Consider the following 17,300-nt stretch of genomic DNA (forward strand, 5'->3'; position numbering starts at 1 on the left):
CCAGTAACATGTTAAGGGTAACATCCTGTTGAAAGCACCTCCCACTGCGGTTGAATTTCTGTTTTGCGAAGGTGATCAACTTTTCGTCGCAGCGATATCGGAAAGTTTGCCGCTGCCGGACGCTGGCTTTTAGATACACTCTGATTTTCCCTTTTAACTTAAGGATGTTGCGGTGAGTGAGAACCTGAGCGAGCTGTACAGCAATCAACGAACCCTCTCTGGACGCGGAAGCATCAATAAGCTGGTGCCGCTGCTGAGCGCCGATCCACAGCCTACGCTGCTGTTCTGCGGCCGCTCTTTTCTTAACGGGCCGATCTATGCGCGACTGAAAAACGAGTTAAACGATCTCATTATTGGTTATGAAATCGTGGCGCATGAAGCGTCACCGGCTGAGATTGATGCCTGGGTCACACGCTGGCGCGGTCATGTGGATCGCGTGGTGGCAATTGGCGGCGGCAGCGTTATCGACGCGGCCAAAGCTTTTAGCGCCATGATGCAGCACCCGCTGCCCACCGCGCGCTATCTGGAAAAAGTCGGCGATACGCCGGTGCAGGCGGTTACGCTGCCGCTGATCGCCGTACCGACGACTGCTGGTACCGGCAGCGAGGCGACACAGAACGCGGTGGTGACCGATCAACACGACATCAAGGTGAAGGCTTCGCTGCGCCATCCGGTATTTGTGCCGCAGGTGGCGATTCTCGATGCGGATCTGCTGAAAGGCGCGCCCGATAAGGTACTGGCGACCTGCGGCATCGACGCCTTCACCCATCTGTTTGAGGCCTGGCTCTCAGGCAAGGGCAATCTGTTTACCCGACAGCTGGCGCTGACCGGGCTGAAGCTCTTCGTTCAGGCCTGGCCCGCGCTGAACCGTGATGATGCGCAAGGCGATACGGCGCGCGAAGCGATGATGATGGCCTCCTGGCTCGGCGGCGTCAGCCTCAGCAGCGCCGGCCTGGGCGTTATCCACGGCATTGCGGGCGAACTGGGCGCGATCAAGCCCTACCACCATGGCGAAGTTTGCGGTCGCCTGCTCTTTCCGTTCCTTGATTTACTGGCAGAAAGCCGCGAGCCGCAACAGCAGCAGCTGATGCAGGCGCTCCATCAGGAACTCTTCACCGAACCGGAAGCCCAGCCGGCGCGCTTCCTGAAAAACTGGCTGCAACAGCAGGCTATTATCCCTTTCTGGCAGGAGCCTCAGACGCTGAGCAATGAGGATGTTGAATGGATTCTGGCGCGCGCCAACAGCAAAAACTCGCTGGTGAATTACAGCCAGCAGGCGATGCGCGCGATGCTTATGCAGGGATGGGACGTGACTTCAGCATAGCGAGAACGGGCAGCTCAGCTGCCCGTCAGCGTGGCCTTTACGCGAATGGCGGTTCGCCCGCCAGCATCTTCTCGATGACCTGCAATACGCCCGCGTCGCTGTTGGCGGGCGCGGCATAGCGCGCCGCCTCTTTTACCCGCTGCGGCGCGTTTGCCATGGCGAAACTAAAACCAGACTGTCTGAGCATTTCCAGATCGTTGCCGCCGTCGCCGAACGCCAGCACCTGCTGATGATCGATGCCCCAGCGCTGCGCCAGAATATTCAGGCCGTTGGCTTTGTGATGGCCCGGCACAATCAAATCCACCGAGCCGTGTCCGCTTGAGGTTGCCGCCGCCGCGCCCTTATGCAACCGCTGAATATCCGCCATCAGCGGCTCGACATTATCATCGGACAGGTTAAGCGCGAACTTAAACAACCGATCGTGGCTGGTCTCTTCCAGCGATTGTATTGCCTTCAGGCGATGGCAGTAGTGACGCATCTTCGCCAGCCACTGCTCATCAGCGCCCTCGAAGTAATAGGCGCTTTCACGGCCGCACAGGATATAGCGCAGCCCCGGATAGTCGCCTTTTTGCAGCGTATCGAGCAGCGCATAAACGTCCGGGCGGGAAAACTCGCCGCAAAACAGTTCTTCTTCGCCATCCAGTATCCAGGCGCCGTTCTCCGCCACAAAGGCGATTTCACTGGCGATAGTCGGGAAGAAAGATGTCAGCTGGTAGTACTGATTGCCGCTGGCGACGACAAATTTAATATCGCGCGCTTTCATCTCTTCATAGCAGCGCATAAAGCGCTGGCGGTCATACTGCTTTTGGTTATCAAGAAAGGTGCCGTCCATATCAACCGCCACCATTTTTACCGCTGTCATCTCGACTCCTTATCAGGCGAAAGGGAACAGTGTGGAAGCAAAGCATAGCCTGGAGAGCGTGAAAAAAAGAGGAACAGGCGCGCGCGCAGGCAGCCGGTTTTTAGGGAGGGAGAGATGGGGAGAAACAAGAACGGGCGGCCTGCGCCGCCCGTGTTACAGGTTTAGTTGAATGCGTTGCCGATAATCAGCGAGGTGATAATGCCCGTGGCGGCAGCAATCAGCACATAGTTGCCATCGACATAGGACCAGTATTCACCGCGCGGCGGCTCCGGCAGGCGGCGAGCGCGCCAGTCATCGACCCGGTAGTGAGGACCGCGATATTCGTGCGGCATCGGATGACCGCGACGGAAATCATGGCCGTTCCAGGCAAAGTGGTCGCGGTCGCGATCTTCATGGCGATCGCCGCGTGGTCCGCCGGCAAAGCGATCGTGCTGCGGGCCGCGATCCGGGCCATGACCTTGCGGGCCACGTCCACGATCGTCGTGACGGTCACCGTCGCGGCGGTCGCCGTCGTGCTGCTGCCATGGCTGTCCATGATGATCGCCCGGGCCGTCAGCCCAGGAAACCGTAGAAATCAGTGAGCTGCATGCAATAAAAGTCGCGATAACGCGTAGTGTTGTTTTTTTCATCATATACCTCCAGTAGCAACAGCGAGAGTCGCGCCGTTGAGATGTACTATCGGTTATATGGGGTCAGGTCTTCATCTCCAAAAGTCTTAAAAATCGGTAACTTACAGACTATTACTCCGTTTATCGCTTTCTTAACACTTGGCAGAAATTATGGAGAGAGCTGGACCTGGGAGGAGACACGCCACATAAATAGCGCAGAGGCAAAATCCGTTATTTCTTAACGCGTAAAATATAGCTGAAAGTGAAGCGTTAAACAGAAGGAAAAAAACAGATGAAAAACCCGATCGAAACCGATCGGGGGAACAGGAATTCCTTTACACCGAATACCGGCTAATCCTTGCCAAATCAAGGAAAAAACTAGAGTTCACAACACCACATCACTAGTGTTGAAGCTCAATCTTATCACTCTTTATATTTCTGTCACAGGTAATTATCTGAATTAGGATATTTCCTTTTTCCTTTAAGAAGGCTTATCCCTTTATTTCTCGCCGCAAATTAGATGAACCGTTAAATAATATCGCTCTGATTCATGTAGAGAGGGAAACAGGTCTGGGGTCTGACCAGGTGGGCAAACTAATTAATGCTTTCATTAATTTGCCTGCTAAATATTATGTCACTGAAATAGCGGGCTACACTGGCGCCTGTCCGCACTCCGCCTGCCTGCACTTGTCAAAGCCGCAAGGGCAGAAAAAGCATGCCCGCAACGGTTTTTTCAATTTCTTTACGTTGCATCCCATTTAATATGCAAAAATGCAGGCATCAGTAATTATAAATGTGCAACTGGTCACAAGCAGACACCTTCACAACGGCGTCTGCATGGCGATATAAAGCGCGTCAGCCTAAATATTGTGGCAGCTCGTCAATCTCCAGCGCGCTAAAATAGTATCCCTGTAGCCCGTAGATCGGTATATGTTCCAGCGCTGCCAAATCCTCTTTATTCTCTACGCCCTCCACAATTATCTGCGGACAATAGCGCTGAATAATGGTCATTAATACCGGGAAAATGGATTTATCCTTTTGCTCCCAGAAAAAGCGCTTGTCAATTTTCACCGCGTCAAACAGGCCAGTATAGAGCGCTTCCAGGTTGGAAAAACCGGTGCCGAGATCGTCAAGAAAGAAACAGAGGCCGCGCGCCTTAAGCTGCTGTAAGGTTGCGCGCACGTCATGCTCTTGCAGAAAGTCGATATTCTCGGATACTTCCAGCCGAAGCACGCTGGCGATGCTGAGCAGCCATCCCAGCCGCGCCTCCTCCTCCAGCATGGCCACCATATCCCGATCGATATTAATACTGATAAACAAGCCTCGCTGCTCAAGCAGCGTCACGATCGGCGACAGGGCAGCAAGCTGCTCATACAGCAGTTTGCGCTTCTCGCTGTGCGCCATATTTTCAATCACCATAAAGGGATTGCGTGGTTTACCCGCCTCCGAGGTATAGCGCGTCAGGAGTTCAAAACCGATACAGACGCCGCTCTGCGACATCACCGGTTCAAGAATAAATTTTTTATACAGCGTGGAGGCCAGGGAGTGTGTAGTCATAAACACCTCGGGCAAAGCCCAAACGGCAGCGATCGGTTACCTGAAACGGTCAGAGCTTCCTGCGGCAACCAGCGCTACCCAATTGATAATCTGTTTTTGCACTCCCTGTTGCAGAGTTTATTGCGTACGCGCGCGATAAACGCGCGCATTTCACCACGTTTTCTGGTTTTGGCAATCTTTTTCGACTGGTGGCGCTGAGGACGCAAAGAATAAAGCGGACCTAAATACAGAAAGCAGTACGTATTAAGAGTAGCGAAAGATAGCGCAGGGGGAAGGTAAATTAACCGCGCGTTTTGTCAACGCGCGGCCAGTTGGTCAGGGATAGCTTAAGGTAACGGGCGCGTCCGGCAGTCGGGTAAAGTGGGTCACGATATAGTGAAAATCGGCCGTGGGATTGAGCTGCGTAAACCGCTGCGGATAGAGATCTTTAGCCAGAACTTCCATGCCAATAATGTTGTAAGGATGGTTATAGAAGTGGTGGTAAACGCCATAAACCCGACCATTCTGCACTGGCGCGATCTGCTTCAGCCCGGTGCGGTTCAGCAGGCCGCTGAAGGTCGCCGAGACCTGCTGCGCTGTGGTGTTATAGCCAAACGGCAGCACCCCTGGATTAGGACGCTTCGAGCCGGTCATAATATAGACGTCCGGCTTCATCGAGATGATTTTTTCCAGCGAGACAAAGCCTGCGTTGCCCGGCAGCAGCGCAGAGCCGATATTTTTACCGCCCACCGCTTCTACCAGTCCGCCCCAGCCGTTGTGGCCGTGGGTGAAGCAGCAGTTATCGCTGTTGCCGGCTATCGGTTCGATAAACACCGTCGGCTTCTGCGGCACCTGTTTGATAACGGCATCAAGCTGCTGCAAACGCTGCTGATAGAAGGCGGTATAGTCCCCCGCTTCTTTCTCGCGGTTCAGCACCTGGCCCAGCAGTGCCACGCTGCGCATGGTGTTCTCTTTCGGATGCAGTTCATAGTCGATAAACAGCACCGGAATATGAAGCCCCTTCAGGGTATCCAGCACGCCTGACTGCTGCAGCGCCGATTTCGCGCGCAGCTGGGCGATCATCAAATCTGGCTTCTGCGCCAGCACGCTTTCGAGATTAACCTGCCCCTGATCGTTGAACCCCATATCGACGATGTTGGTCGCCTGCGGCCAGCGCTGTTTCAGCAGATCCCAGGTCTGGGTATCCTGCTTTTTCGGCAGGTTATTCCACGCCACCACGCGCTTGAAGGGATTGTCACGGTCCAGCAGCGCCAGCGCCAGCACGTCCCGGCCATCCTGCAGAATAACATGCTGCGGCTCATGGTCGAGCCGGATGGCGTTGCCGTCCAGATCGGTTACCTGCAACGGATAAGTGGTTGCGCCGCATGCCGCCGACGTCAGCAGTCCGGCCAGCAGAAGTCCCTTGTTCATCGCTTACTACCTCAGTAACTAATAATTATTCTCAATAAAGTTAGCATGTTGCCGGACGGGAAAGCTATAGCAGCAGCGAAACGGCCCGCGCGTAGCGGGCGCGTCCTGCTTAGCTGAACAGGGAATAGAAGATAGCGGAAATCGCCACCAGCCCGATCAGCACGACGAAAAGATTGCTGAGATGTCCACTGTATTTACGCATGGCGGGAACCGTACGAATGGCGTACATCGGCATCAGAAACAGAATGATCGCAATAACCGGCCCGCCCAGGGTTTCAATCATATCGAGAATGCTCGGGTTCCAGCTCGCCACCAGCCAGGTGCTGAGCAGCATAAACAGCGCCGTCGCCCGGTTCAGTTTCGCAGGGGCCAGAGTTTTACCGCGGCTGTGCAGCATTTTATTGACCAGCCCGTTAAAACCTTCACGCGCGCCGAGGTAGTGGCCGAGGAAAGATTTCGTAATGGCGACGATGGCGATCAGCGGGCCAAGCCAGGCGATAACCGGTACGTTAAAGTGATTGGCGAGATAGGAGAGAATAGAGATGTTCTGCGCCTTCGCCGCAGCCAGATCCTCCGGCGACAGGCTGAGCACGCAGCTAAAGACAAAAAACATCACCGTCGCCACCATCAGCAGGTGTGAGCAGGCAAGAATGCGCGAGCACTTGCGTTCCGCGCCTTCGCCATACTCCGCGCGTTTCGCCACGGCGAAAGAGGAGATAATCGGCGAGTGGTTAAAGGAGAACACCATCACCGGGATCGCCAGCCACAGCGTCATCCCTATGCCTTTGCCGCTGACGTCATGTTGCAGCGACAGCGTCTGCAGCGCCGCGCTGTGCCAGTGCGGGATCAGGTAAACCGCCAGCAGCATCAGCACCGCGACAAAGGGGAAAACTAGAATGCTCATCGCTTTAACGATCATCTGCTCGCCAAAACGCACGACCGTCATCAGGCCGATGATCAATATCAGCGACAGCAGCACGCGCGGCGGCGAGACCAGCCCAAGCTGGTGCTCGATAAAGCTCTCGACCGTATTAGTGATCGCCACGCTGTACATCAGCAGAATAGGGAAAATGGCAAAAAAGTAGAGCAGCGTAATGATTTTGCCCGCGCCTGCGCCGAAGTGCTCTTCCACTACGTCGGTAATGTCTTCTCCCGCGTTTTTGCCGGAGAGCACGAAACGGGTGAGCGCGCGGTGAGAATAGAAGGTCAGAGGAAACGCGAGAATCGCCATGATGATCAGCGGCAGCAGTCCGCCGACGCCTGCATTAATCGGCAAAAAGAGTACGCCGGCGCCGATAGCGGTGCCGTAGAGTCCCAGCATCCAGGTGGTATCGGATTTGCGCCAGCCGCGTTCTGCTGGCGTCTCTGCGGCGGCCGTAAGGGTGCCGGTTTGCGTGGTTTTCATCTGCCTGTCCTGTCTTTATAACGTCAACGCCGCCGACGGTGAGTTTGCGTCGACGGCCACATTGTTGTGCCGCCCTGCCCCACCGCCTTGCGGCAGAGCAGTCAGAAGACGCAACAAAAAAATTCGTTTATCCGCAGCGGGAGTAAACGATTGCGCAGGATTTTTACACACCTTTACGACAGGCTTCAACAACAGTGCGCTAATCGTGCATATTCCAGGCGATTAACCGTTATTACGACGGCGCGGCGCCATTAATCAGGCCAGGGCGGCGCGGCAGATTTATATTTTTAAACGAAACCACAGATTGGCATTACAAAGCAGGCCGGGCGTTCTATAGTTCATCCGCAACACTTAACCCTGAGGTTTATGCATGCGTGTTAAAGGATTAAATATCGGTTTCTTCATTGTGATTCTGGCAATGGTCACCGTTGCGTTTTTCGATGTGCTGTCGCCCTATTTTTCGCCTATTCTCTGGGCCGCTATTCTGGCGGTGATCTTCGCCCCGCTGAAGGTCTGGCTGCGGCATAAGATGGGCGATCGCAACGGTCTGGCATCGTTGATTACCCTGCTGATTATCTGTCTGATCGTGTTTACGCCGCTGGCGATTATCGCCTCTTCGCTGGTGGTGGAAATCAACGCCGTCTATCTCAAGCTGCAGACCAATTCAGCGCAGTTCCCGACGGTATTTGCCGATCTGCTGCAGCATCTGCCTGGCTGGCTTCGCAATTTCCTCTCTGAGCATCAGTTGAATAATGCGACGCAGATCCAGCAGAAGCTGTCGACCTTCGCGCTGAAAGGCGGCCAGTATATGGCGGGCAGCGTCTTCCTGATCGGCAAGGGTACGTTTACCTTTACCGTCGGCTTCGGCGTCATGCTCTATCTGCTCTTTTTCCTGCTAAAAGATGGCTCCTATCTGGTGCACTTAATTCTGGAGGCGCTGCCGCTCTCTACTTACGTAAAGCATCATCTCTTTATGAAGTTTGTCGCCGTCTCACGCGCCACGGTGAAAGGCACCGTGGTGGTGGCGCTGGTTCAGGGGGTGCTCGGCGGGCTGGCGTTCTGGTTTGTGGATATCGACGGCAGCCTGCTGTGGGGCGCGCTGATGGCGTTCCTGTCGCTGATCCCCGCCGTTGGCTCGGCGATTATCTGGGTGCCAGCCGCGATATTCTTCTTCGCCACCGGCGCGCTGTGGAAAGGCCTGTTTATCGTCGGCTTTTTTGTGGTGATCGTTGGGCTGGTGGACAATATTCTGCGCCCGCTGCTGGTAGGCAAAGATACCAAAATGCCTGATTACCTGATCCTGATCGCTACCCTGGGCGGCATGGAGATCTACGGCATTAACGGCTTTGTGATTGGTCCGCTAATCGCCGCGCTGTTTATCGCCTGCTGGAACCTGCTGTCGGGCAAGGATAACCGCGACAACGCCGAAGAGATTGACGAAGAGTTTATCGAAGAAGGGAAAAAGCAGTCAGACGAGGCGGCCATCAATCAATAAAGCAGGAACCGTTGTTTGACATAGTGCCCGCGCGGGAGAGTTGGCCCGATCGCAAAGACGCAAAAACGGCATCCCTGCCAGCTCGGCCCGCGACATCCTTGTCGCGGGACGCTTTGCTCTCCGGGCCATCTCTCCCGCTTCCATAGTCAGGTGCGGTCTGAAACGCCCTGAATACAGTGCTGTTTTAGTGAACCGCGTCCGTCTTACCATGCCAGTAGTTGTAAAGGCGCAGCGCCGCAGGCTGAATCGCGTCGGTGCTCTGTAAATAGGCGATCTCATCCATGCCGTCGAGCTTCTCCACCTCGTCGATATCGCCATGCAGCGCAATCGCCTGCAGCGACGGCTGTAGCTCAGCAGGCAGCTCAGGCCACTCAGCCAGCGCCACTCCCGTCATGTAGCCGAAACACCACTCTTCCACCACCAGCAGTTCGCGACCGTCCATTTCACGGTAGCCAAACAGCGGTTCGAACTGTTCCGGGTAGAGGCTCAGACGCTCGGCGATATCGTTCATCATCCGCGCGGCCAGGGTGTTGAAACGCAGCTCATCCGCAGGATCGTCCCAGTCCGGCGTAGTTTCGCCCCAGATAACCGGCTTCATCGCATCCAGCGCCAGCGGCGACGGGCTGGAGAGCGCGGCGGTGAAAAGGCCGTCCAGCTCGCTGATGTCAATCAAGCCGTCTTCGCTGTCATGCTCCATCAACACGTCTTCCATCCACTCGATCTCGTCTGCATTCAGTGGGCCTGTAGCCATGGTAATTCCTCTTGTGGTGTATCGAAGATGTGGGTGGTTCGCGCTGTCAGGCTGACCCACGGTAAAAGTAGATGAGAGACCTGAGCCTCAGCAGGGAATAAGTCTAGCTGCGGGTAGTGTGCCTGAGAGGAGACGCGAAGCCAACTGAAGAGTCCAGCGGCAAGGCGCTCAGTCAGTGATAAAAGCGTCGCCTGTTTCTCAGTCGCGCCTCGGTATGAAGCCGGTCACCAATTTGATAGCAGAAAAAGCCCGCTTCAGGCTGCTTTTCGCTGCTACAGCCAGGCGCTGTCAGGAATGGCGGTTTTCTCACCCGCTATTAATGCGCCGCACGCATTAATGTCCTGAAGCCCCCACTCTACCGCTATGCGTCGCCGTTGCGAGTATCTTTACGGCTTTTTCCCGTTTTCACTGCGCGTTAGACAAGGCCTCAATCAGCAATGCTGAGTGCGGCTACCCCGTGACTTTGATCCCCTCCGCGGGCTCCCAGAGGTTCCACATCTGCCAGAAAACATCGGCAACGGCTTCTTTAAGATTTTCCGGACGAAACTGAACGCCGCTGCAGGCGGAGCCGAGCTTTGCCTCGATCCGCGCATCGCTCTCATGAGTGCCGAGGCTCATCGCGAAAAAATCACAGTTCATGCTTAGCCAGATAATTCTGCCGCAGGTACAGGAAGAGGGATTATGAAGGGTAACGCTTGCAGTTGAGGTGTCGGTGCTGTTCATCGTATGACCTTTAAAAATTGCGCGGCGCAGGCCGGTGATTAACCGGCCTGACAGCAGGAGGCAACAAAGCCTGGTGCGACCTTCAGTAAGCAAAGCGTCGTTAAGCGGCGCCAGCCAGCTTAATCTCCTTTAGCATGCTGAACGCCATTTGCATGTGATCCTCACTGACGACAAACGCCCGCAACTCGCCGCTCTCGTCATAGCCTTTAGCGATAATGCCGGTCGGTGAAAAGGTCATTTCCCACTGGTAGGCGGGATTGGCCGGATCGCCCGCCAGATGGAGCGGCATAGCGGACGTTTTGACCTTGATTAGCATGGCGGGCTGCGTCAGTTTCGCGCAGCCGCCGGTCAGATTCTTGCCCAGCGTCATCGCCGCCAGCATGGCGGGCTGAAGGTAGGGCAGCAGCCTTCCCTGGATTTCCGCACAGTCGCCCAGCGCGTAAATATCAGGCGCGGAGGTGGCGAGCGCGTCGTCAACCACAATGCCGCGGCGCACCGCGATGCCCGCCTCCTGCGCCAGAGCGAGGTCGGGACGCAGGCCGATAGCGCACAGAGCGGCATCGAAGCGCCCGCTCTCACCGTTGCTGAAGCGGACTTCCAGCCCGTTTCGATCGCGAACCAGCCCGCTGATTTCCGTCTGAAAACGAAACTGAACGCCGCTGCGCACTAAGCGATTCTGCAAACGACCGCCGATCTCAGGCGGCAGCAGCGCGGAAAGCAGCGTTGCGCTGCGGTCGACGACCGTGACCTGTTTACCGGCGCGATTAAGATCCATTGCAAGCTCTGTTCCGATCAGCCCGCCGCCGATCATCAGCACCCGCTTCGCGTTGATCAAACTGGCTTCGCATTTCCGGTAAGCCTGCTGGCTGTTCAGGGTATAAACCAGATCGCTGCCCTGTATGGCGGGAACGATGGGGCTGGCGCCGGTGGCGAGAACAAGCTTGCCATAGGAGAGTTCGCCCGCGCTGGTCTGAACGCAATGCGCCGCCCGATCGATACCCCTGACAAAGGTAAAAGGATGCAGCATGATGTTCTGGCTTTCCGCCCACTCCGCCGCCGTCTGACGGGTTAAGTCGTCTGCGCGATGCCCCATACTGAACACATGGCTAAGCTCAGGCTTATTATATTCATTGCAGCTGTCAGCGGCGATGATACGAACCGGCACCGTTTTATCCTGCTGACGGATAGATTTAACCAGCTGCCGGGCAGCGAAGCCTGAACCGATAATGACAATATCTGCTGGCACTGGCTTAACCCTCGTATGGATCGAATACGGATTTACCCAGCGCACAGCCGGGACAGAGGAAATCCTCCGGCACCGCTTCCCACGCGGTGCCGGGCGCAACCGCCTGAGCGGGTTCACCCTCAGACGGGTCGTAAACCCACTGGCATACCGTACAGATCATTTTCTGACCGCCCGCTTTGTCCGCCTGCGTCATGCCGTATCCATCGCTGCTTTCAGGCGTCGCGGCGGCAATAACTGCCGCGGCGCTGTCAACGGAAGGCGCTGCCGAGGGGATGGGAGAAAGCGCCCATTCGCGGGCAATGTTGCGACCATGTTCACGACACGCTTCCAGCGCGGAGAGATCGGGACGCCATTTGGTTTTCAGGGCGATAGTCATATCGAAACCGGCATCCTGCAGGCGGGTCGCCACGCGATCGACGGCGCCGCCCGTCCAGCCATAGGAGCCAAACGCGGAGGCGCGTTTATTACGGAATTTCAGGCCAGTGATCTCCTCCAGCATGCCCGCCACCTTTGGCATCATCACATTGTTCATGGTGGAGGAGCCGACCAGAATGCCTTTTGAGCGGAAACAGGAGGTGATGATCTCGTTTTTGTCGTGGGCGGAGACGTTGTAAACCTTAACGGCAACGCGCGGATCCGTTTCCCGGATACCCTGAGCGATGGCATCCGCCATCATGCGCGTATTATTCGACATGGCGTCATAAAAGAGCGTGATGCGATCTTCCTGATAATCGGCAGACCACTTCAGATAAAGCTCAACAATCTGCGCCGGGTTGTCGCGCCATACTACGCCGTGGGAGGTGGCGATCATACTTAGCGGCAGATTGAAGCTCAGGATCTCGTTGATCTTCGCCGTCACCAGGCGCGCAAAGGGCGTAAGGATATTTGAGAAGTAGCGCTGGCACTGGTCGAACAGCTCGTGCTGGTCGACTTCATCGTTAAACAGGTGCTCATCGCAGTAGTGCTGGCCGAAAGCGTCATTACTGAACAACACGGCGTCCTGCGTCATATAGGTCATCATGCTGTCCGGCCAGTGCAGCATCGGCGTTTCAACAAAGATCAGCTTTTTGCCGTTGCCGATATCGAGCGAGTCGCCTGTTTTTACTATGTTGAAATTCCATTCGGGATGGTGATGATGACCGTTAATCGAGTCTACGCCGTTGGCGGTGCAGTAAATCGGCGTGCCTGGGATCAACGCCAGCAGTTCAGCCAGCGCGCCTGCGTGGTCCTCCTCCGCATGGTTGATAATGATGGCGTCGATCGTTTTCAGATCGATCTCTTCACTAAGATTCTTAACGAAATCGGTGCGGAACCGGAGATCGACGGTATCGATTAAGACATTCTTCTCTTCGCGGATAAGGTAGCTGTTATAGCTGGTGCCGCGCTGCATCTTGTACTCTTTGCCGTGAAAATGCTCAACTTCCCAGTCCCGTTTGCCGACCCAAAAAATATTGTTTTTTACATGAATGTTCATCAGATGCCCTTTTAGCCTGAGGTGAATTTCCTTAACCCAGTGCATCTGTCATGCCAGTTTTTAAAATTTTGATTTTAAAGTTAATTATTTATAAGCATTGTCTAAAAAACCATTTTAAATATTGTCTCAATCACAATTAACTGTCTTAAAGACACTACTCAGCACATAAAAAAGCCCGCCGTAGCGGGCTTGTCTCGATCAGGGCAGGTTGTGACCCTTCTTTAAGTGATGAGGCCGCCGCGAGTCAGCCAGTTACGGCGCTGTTCGGCCAGCTCTTTTTTCTCTGTACTGTGCCGGAAAACCGCAGCGCGCAGGCGCTGCTGCTGGGTAAAGCGCTCCTCGCGCGTGAGCCTGCTATCTTCGCTGAGTTCGCACAGCAGCACGTTCATCTCGCGAATAATATTATTCGCGATGGCGGTATCGACCGCTGTCATTACTTCATCCAGATGCGTCATGGTTTCACCCAATCCAGGTATTAAGCTGCTGTAACAGGAGCGAACCGGCAATCAGCAGCGACAAGGGAGTACAGGGAAGATCTAAGTCTACCCAGGCTTTGCGTCCGCCATATTCCGTTTCGAAACAAAGCCGATCTGGAGCGCGCTGGTAACAGGTTAAGTCTGGCCCTCGGCAGCCGCCGAATGCGGCCCAGCTCAGCGCATTCGCGGCGGTGTTGATCTGTTTTGCGCTGAGCGCTTTTAACTTTGCATGGTCGGACATTTCTCTGCTCCTTAACTTAATCACTAAGCTAATCAGGCATATGTCGTGCCACTTCTTAACTGCTTGATTTGCATCAAGAGAGAAAGCCCATACTGTATTTATAACAACCGTTAATATTGTTATTAAGACATCTATTGTGCAGGTGACACTATGGCTCTCTCAGTTGAAACCCTGGCGGCGCTGGCTGTCGATATTCAGAACGGCGTACGTGAGCGTGACCGCTTTATGCGAATGATAAAAAGCATCCACCAGGCGTTAAGCTGCGACGCTACTGCCCTGTTACGCTATGAAAATCAGCAGTTCAGGCCTCTGGCTACGGCCGGGCTGGCCCCTGACGTTATGGGCCGCCGGTTTAGCCTTGATGCGCATCCGCGACTGGAAGCGATCGCGCGCGCAGGCGATGTTGTACGCTTTCCTGCGGATAACGATCTGCCCGATCCTTACGACGGTCTGATCCCCGAACAGGGCGAATTACATGTTCATGCGTGCGTCGGCATGCCGCTTTTTTCCGGGCAGACGCTGATCGGCGCCCTGACCCTGGACGGCATGGACGCGCATCAGTTTGATGCTTACAGCGATGAGGAATTGCGTGTCCTTGCCAGCCTGACCGCTGGCGCTCTGAACAACGCCCTGCTGGTTGAGCAGTTAGAAAAGCCGCCCTCCTCCTTTATCCCGCAGCATATGCGGCCAGAAGGCAATGAGGAGATGCAGATCATCGGTGAGTCCGCGCCGCTCGCCCATCTGAAGAAAGAGATCGCCGTTGTCGCCCCCTCTGATCTGAGCGTATTGATCATGGGTGAGACAGGGACCGGCAAGGAACTTATTGCTCAGTCGATCCACCGCCTCTCCCATCGTGCCGCGCAGCCCCTTATCTATCTTAATTGCGCAGCGCTGCCGGAAAGCGTCGCAGAGAGCGAGCTGTTTGGCCACGTCAAAGGCGCTTTCACCGGCGCTATTCACGATCGGCCAGGTAAATTTGAACTGGCGGATAAAGGAACGTTGTTTCTGGATGAGATTGGAGAACTGCCGCTCTCGCTACAGGCTAAACTGCTGCGCGTGCTTCAGTATGGCGATCTACAGCGCGTGGGAGAAGATAAAGCTCTGACCGTCAATGTCCGCATCATCGCTGCGACCAACATGGATATGCGCAAAGCAGTGACGGAGGGCAAATTCCGGGCTGACCTTTATCACCGTTTAAGCGTTTTTCCCCTGTTTGTGCCCTCGCTGCAGGAACGGCGCGACGATATCGTGCTGCTTGCCGGCTATTTCTGTGAAAAGTGCCGGATAAAGTTTGGTTTGACCAGCATCGCCCTTAGCCCGACCGCCAGCGCCATGCTTGAAGCAGCAAGCTGGCCGGGAAACGTGCGCGAGCTGGAGCACGCCATCTATCGTGCGGTCATCATCGCGCAGGCGGAGTCACGCAGCGGCGAAATCATTTTGCTGCCTCAGCACTTCAACCTGAAAAGCGAAATGCCCCTTCGTTCAGCGCCGACCGAAATCGCGCCGTCGCTGCCCTTAGCGAGCCTTAGCGAGGCAACCCGTCAGTTTCAATATAAGTACATTAAACAGGTCTACGAAAGCAGCGGGAAAGTCTGGGCCAGAACCGCGCGTCAGCTGGAACTCGATCCGGGAAACCTTCATCGTCTGGCCCGCAAACTCGGCCTGAAGTAAAGACGCCGTTCGCCGTCAGAGCGAAGGATGGTCTCCTTTAACCGGGCTGACAGCTTCAGGCAGCGAAGCGATGTGCAGGCCGGGCTTTTGCCTGAGTAAAGCCGACCGCTATTCAGCGGTGCAAGTGCATCCCCGCCAGCCCTCATGTATAAAGGTGATGAGCGTATTCCTGAATACAAAGGCGGCAGAGGATATGGTTGTTGAACAGACGTTTATTACGAATGATGCAGAGCTGGAACGGATTTATGGCGCAGTCGCAAAACCCTCTTTAACCAAGGAGACTGACCATATTCATCCGGCCTACCGCCCTTTTATCGAAGCCTCGCCCTTTGTGGCGCTGGCAACCTCAGGGCCGGGTGGACTCGATGTGTCTCCAAGAGGCGATCCGGCGGGCTTTGTCGTCATTGAAGATGCGAAGACGCTGTTATTGCCCGACAGGCGAGGCAATAACCGCATAGACAGCCTGCGCAACATTCTTCACGATAACCGCGTTGCGCTTCTTTTTCTTATCCCCGGCATTGGCGAAACGCTGCGCGTAAACGGTACGGCGAAGATCATGGCGGAACAAGCGCTACTCAACAGGTTCGCCGTCAATAATCAACTGCCTAAAACGGTGTTGCGCATTGCGGTCGAGAGCGTTTTTTTTCAGTGCAGCCGCGCCATCATTCGCTCAAAACTCTGGGATCCCGCCGTACAAATCAAGCGTGACCAGCTCCCCAGCCCAGGCACTATTCTTCATCAGCTTTCCCAGTCTGAAATCAATGGCGATGCCTATGATCAGGCGCTGCCGGAACGATTAAAAAACACGCTTTACTGATATTGCCCATAATTTAGCGACGGCTATAGCTGGAGAGTCCAGCCTCTGATAGTGATCAATACAGACAACTCGAGGAGAAAACCATGCCTATAGTTGAACGCGGTGAGTCGCCTTTCATTCCAGGTTTCAGGCTACAGGATATTACCCTTGCTAACGGCATCAGGCTGCGCGTCGCCACGGGCGGCCAGGGTAAGCCGCTGCTGCTGCTTCATGGCCATCCTCAGAACCATATTACCTGGCGCAAGATTGCCCCGCGGCTGGCAGAAAAGTACCGCGTGATCCTGCCCGATCTGCGAGGTTATGGCGACAGCGACAAGCCCACCAGCGACGAGCAGCACCGCCCCTACTCTAAGCGCGTCATGGCGGAAGATATCAGCCTGCTGATCGAGGTGCTGGGCTATAAGCAGGTGGCTTTCGTCGGCCACGATCGCGGAGGTCGGGTTGGCCACCGGCTGGCGCTGGATCATCCCGACAAGGTGAGCTGCTGCGTATTCGTGGATATCGCGCCTACGGCGACCATGTATGCGCTGACCAATAAAGCGTTCGCTACCCGCTATTTCTGGTGGTTTTTTCTGATCCAGCCCTGGCCGCTGCCTGAAACCATGATTGCGAACGATCCCGGTTTTTTCCTGAAAAAACATATCGAAGGGCAGCTAAAAACCGCTGGCGCTACTTCCGAAGAGGTCTTCAAAGACTATCTGCGCTGCTATCAGCAGCCAGAGATGATCCACGCGGTATGTGAAGATTACCGCGCCGCCGCCACCCTCGATCTGGAAGACGACGCGGCAGACAGCGAGAAAAGGATCGCTTGCCCGCTACTGCTGCTGTGGGGCGCAAAAGGAACGGTTGGCGAACTCTATGATGTGGTGGCGACGTGGCGTGATAAAGCGCAGCAGGTAACCGGCGAGGCGCTGCCCTGTGGGCATTCGCCCCATGAAGAAGTGCCAGACATTTTCCTGGAGAGGCTGTGCGCCTTTCTTGATGCGCAGTGTTAGTCTGCGTGATTTAAGGCGGTGCCCCCCATTAACTCGTATAAAAATATGCTGCAAACGTCCGCTTTTAGCACAGCGCGGACACGGGCATCAAACACTCCCCCGACTCTCCGGCAGAACCGATCGGAATAATGGGCGCGACTGCCCGCCCGATCGCGTTAAGTTGACCTGATTTCATCGACTAATGACCCCGGAGCCTGTCACGGCTTTCCGGCTTCACCTCTTACAGTAAATCCAATCGCAGCCAC

General features: G+C 55.3%; 16 protein-coding genes. 5 read left to right on the top strand and 11 right to left on the bottom strand.

Annotation, left to right across the window (positions count from 1 at the left end; genetic code table 11):
• The first annotated feature begins 172 nt into the window (after positions 1–172).
• Positions 173–1,324, top strand: coding sequence for an iron-containing alcohol dehydrogenase (locus B3797_RS17330; protein WP_311791714.1), 1,152 nt, complete (start codon positions 173–175; stop codon positions 1,322–1,324).
• Between the two features lie 37 nt (positions 1,325–1,361).
• Here B3797_RS17330 and B3797_RS17335 read toward each other — a convergent pair whose 3' ends face one another.
• The 5 genes from B3797_RS17335 to B3797_RS17355 all read right to left on the bottom strand — a co-directional run bounded on the left by B3797_RS17335 (position 1,362) and on the right by B3797_RS17355 (position 7,166).
• Complete coding sequence (locus tag B3797_RS17335) at positions 1,362–2,186, bottom strand: Cof-type HAD-IIB family hydrolase (protein WP_311791715.1); 825 nt, start codon at positions 2,184–2,186, stop codon at positions 1,362–1,364.
• Positions 2,187–2,347: 161 nt separating this feature from the next.
• Positions 2,348–2,815, bottom strand: coding sequence for an RcnB family protein (locus B3797_RS17340; protein WP_311782020.1), 468 nt, complete (start codon positions 2,813–2,815; stop codon positions 2,348–2,350).
• Between the two features lie 834 nt (positions 2,816–3,649).
• Positions 3,650–4,351 carry an EAL domain-containing protein gene (locus B3797_RS17345; RefSeq protein ID WP_311791716.1) on the bottom strand — a complete coding sequence of 234 codons (702 nt, stop codon included), beginning with the start codon at positions 4,349–4,351 and terminating at the stop codon, positions 3,650–3,652.
• Positions 4,352–4,666: 315 nt separating this feature from the next.
• Positions 4,667–5,761, bottom strand: coding sequence for an ABC transporter substrate-binding protein (locus tag B3797_RS17350; protein WP_311791717.1), 1,095 nt, complete (start codon positions 5,759–5,761; stop codon positions 4,667–4,669).
• A 109-nt stretch (positions 5,762–5,870) separates the two neighbouring features.
• The gene (locus B3797_RS17355; RefSeq protein WP_311791718.1) at positions 5,871–7,166 is read right to left on the bottom strand and encodes an HAAAP family serine/threonine permease; all 1,296 of its coding nucleotides are present in this window, start codon (positions 7,164–7,166) and stop codon (positions 5,871–5,873) included.
• Between the two features lie 370 nt (positions 7,167–7,536).
• Here B3797_RS17355 and B3797_RS17360 point away from each other — a divergent pair, with 370 nt between their 5' ends.
• Positions 7,537–8,661 carry an AI-2E family transporter gene (locus B3797_RS17360; protein ID WP_311782024.1) on the top strand — a complete coding sequence of 375 codons (1,125 nt, stop codon included), beginning with the start codon at positions 7,537–7,539 and terminating at the stop codon, positions 8,659–8,661.
• A 184-nt stretch (positions 8,662–8,845) separates the two neighbouring features.
• Here the strand turns inward: B3797_RS17360 and B3797_RS17365 are convergent, their stop codons facing one another.
• The 6 genes from B3797_RS17365 to B3797_RS17390 all read right to left on the bottom strand — a co-directional run bounded on the left by B3797_RS17365 (position 8,846) and on the right by B3797_RS17390 (position 13,572).
• The gene (locus tag B3797_RS17365; RefSeq protein WP_120451361.1) at positions 8,846–9,412 is read right to left on the bottom strand and encodes a UPF0149 family protein; all 567 of its coding nucleotides are present in this window, start codon (positions 9,410–9,412) and stop codon (positions 8,846–8,848) included.
• Between the two features lie 450 nt (positions 9,413–9,862).
• Positions 9,863–10,135 carry a hypothetical protein gene (locus B3797_RS17370; protein ID WP_126690534.1) on the bottom strand — a complete coding sequence of 91 codons (273 nt, stop codon included), beginning with the start codon at positions 10,133–10,135 and terminating at the stop codon, positions 9,863–9,865.
• Positions 10,136–10,235: 100 nt separating this feature from the next.
• On the bottom strand, positions 10,236–11,381 hold the full coding sequence (gene norW / locus B3797_RS17375; protein ID WP_311791719.1) for an NADH:flavorubredoxin reductase NorW: 1,146 nt from the start codon (positions 11,379–11,381) through the stop codon (positions 10,236–10,238).
• A gap of 4 nt (positions 11,382–11,385) precedes the next feature.
• Positions 11,386–12,855 (bottom strand): anaerobic nitric oxide reductase flavorubredoxin, encoded by a 1,470-nt coding sequence (gene norV / locus B3797_RS17380; RefSeq protein ID WP_311791720.1) that lies wholly within the window; start codon positions 12,853–12,855, stop codon positions 11,386–11,388.
• A 221-nt stretch (positions 12,856–13,076) separates the two neighbouring features.
• Complete coding sequence (locus B3797_RS17385) at positions 13,077–13,310, bottom strand: DUF2526 family protein (protein WP_311782028.1); 234 nt, start codon at positions 13,308–13,310, stop codon at positions 13,077–13,079.
• Between the two features lie 4 nt (positions 13,311–13,314).
• Positions 13,315–13,572, bottom strand: coding sequence for a hypothetical protein (locus B3797_RS17390; RefSeq protein ID WP_311791721.1), 258 nt, complete (start codon positions 13,570–13,572; stop codon positions 13,315–13,317).
• Between the two features lie 150 nt (positions 13,573–13,722).
• Here B3797_RS17390 and norR point away from each other — a divergent pair, with 150 nt between their 5' ends.
• The 3 genes from norR to B3797_RS17405 all read left to right on the top strand — a co-directional run bounded on the left by norR (position 13,723) and on the right by B3797_RS17405 (position 17,055).
• Positions 13,723–15,243 carry a nitric oxide reductase transcriptional regulator NorR gene (gene norR, locus B3797_RS17395; RefSeq protein ID WP_311791722.1) on the top strand — a complete coding sequence of 507 codons (1,521 nt, stop codon included), beginning with the start codon at positions 13,723–13,725 and terminating at the stop codon, positions 15,241–15,243.
• Positions 15,244–15,436: 193 nt separating this feature from the next.
• Positions 15,437–16,060, top strand: coding sequence for a pyridoxamine 5'-phosphate oxidase family protein (locus B3797_RS17400; RefSeq protein ID WP_311791854.1), 624 nt, complete (start codon positions 15,437–15,439; stop codon positions 16,058–16,060).
• An 83-nt stretch (positions 16,061–16,143) separates the two neighbouring features.
• On the top strand, positions 16,144–17,055 hold the full coding sequence (locus B3797_RS17405) for an alpha/beta hydrolase (protein ID WP_311791723.1): 912 nt from the start codon (positions 16,144–16,146) through the stop codon (positions 17,053–17,055).
• Positions 17,056–17,300: the final 245 nt, after the last annotated feature.

Source organism: Pantoea sp. UBA5923, from assembly GCF_002431095.1.
Classification (GTDB): Bacteria; Pseudomonadota; Gammaproteobacteria; order Enterobacterales; family Enterobacteriaceae; genus Pantoea; species Pantoea piersonii.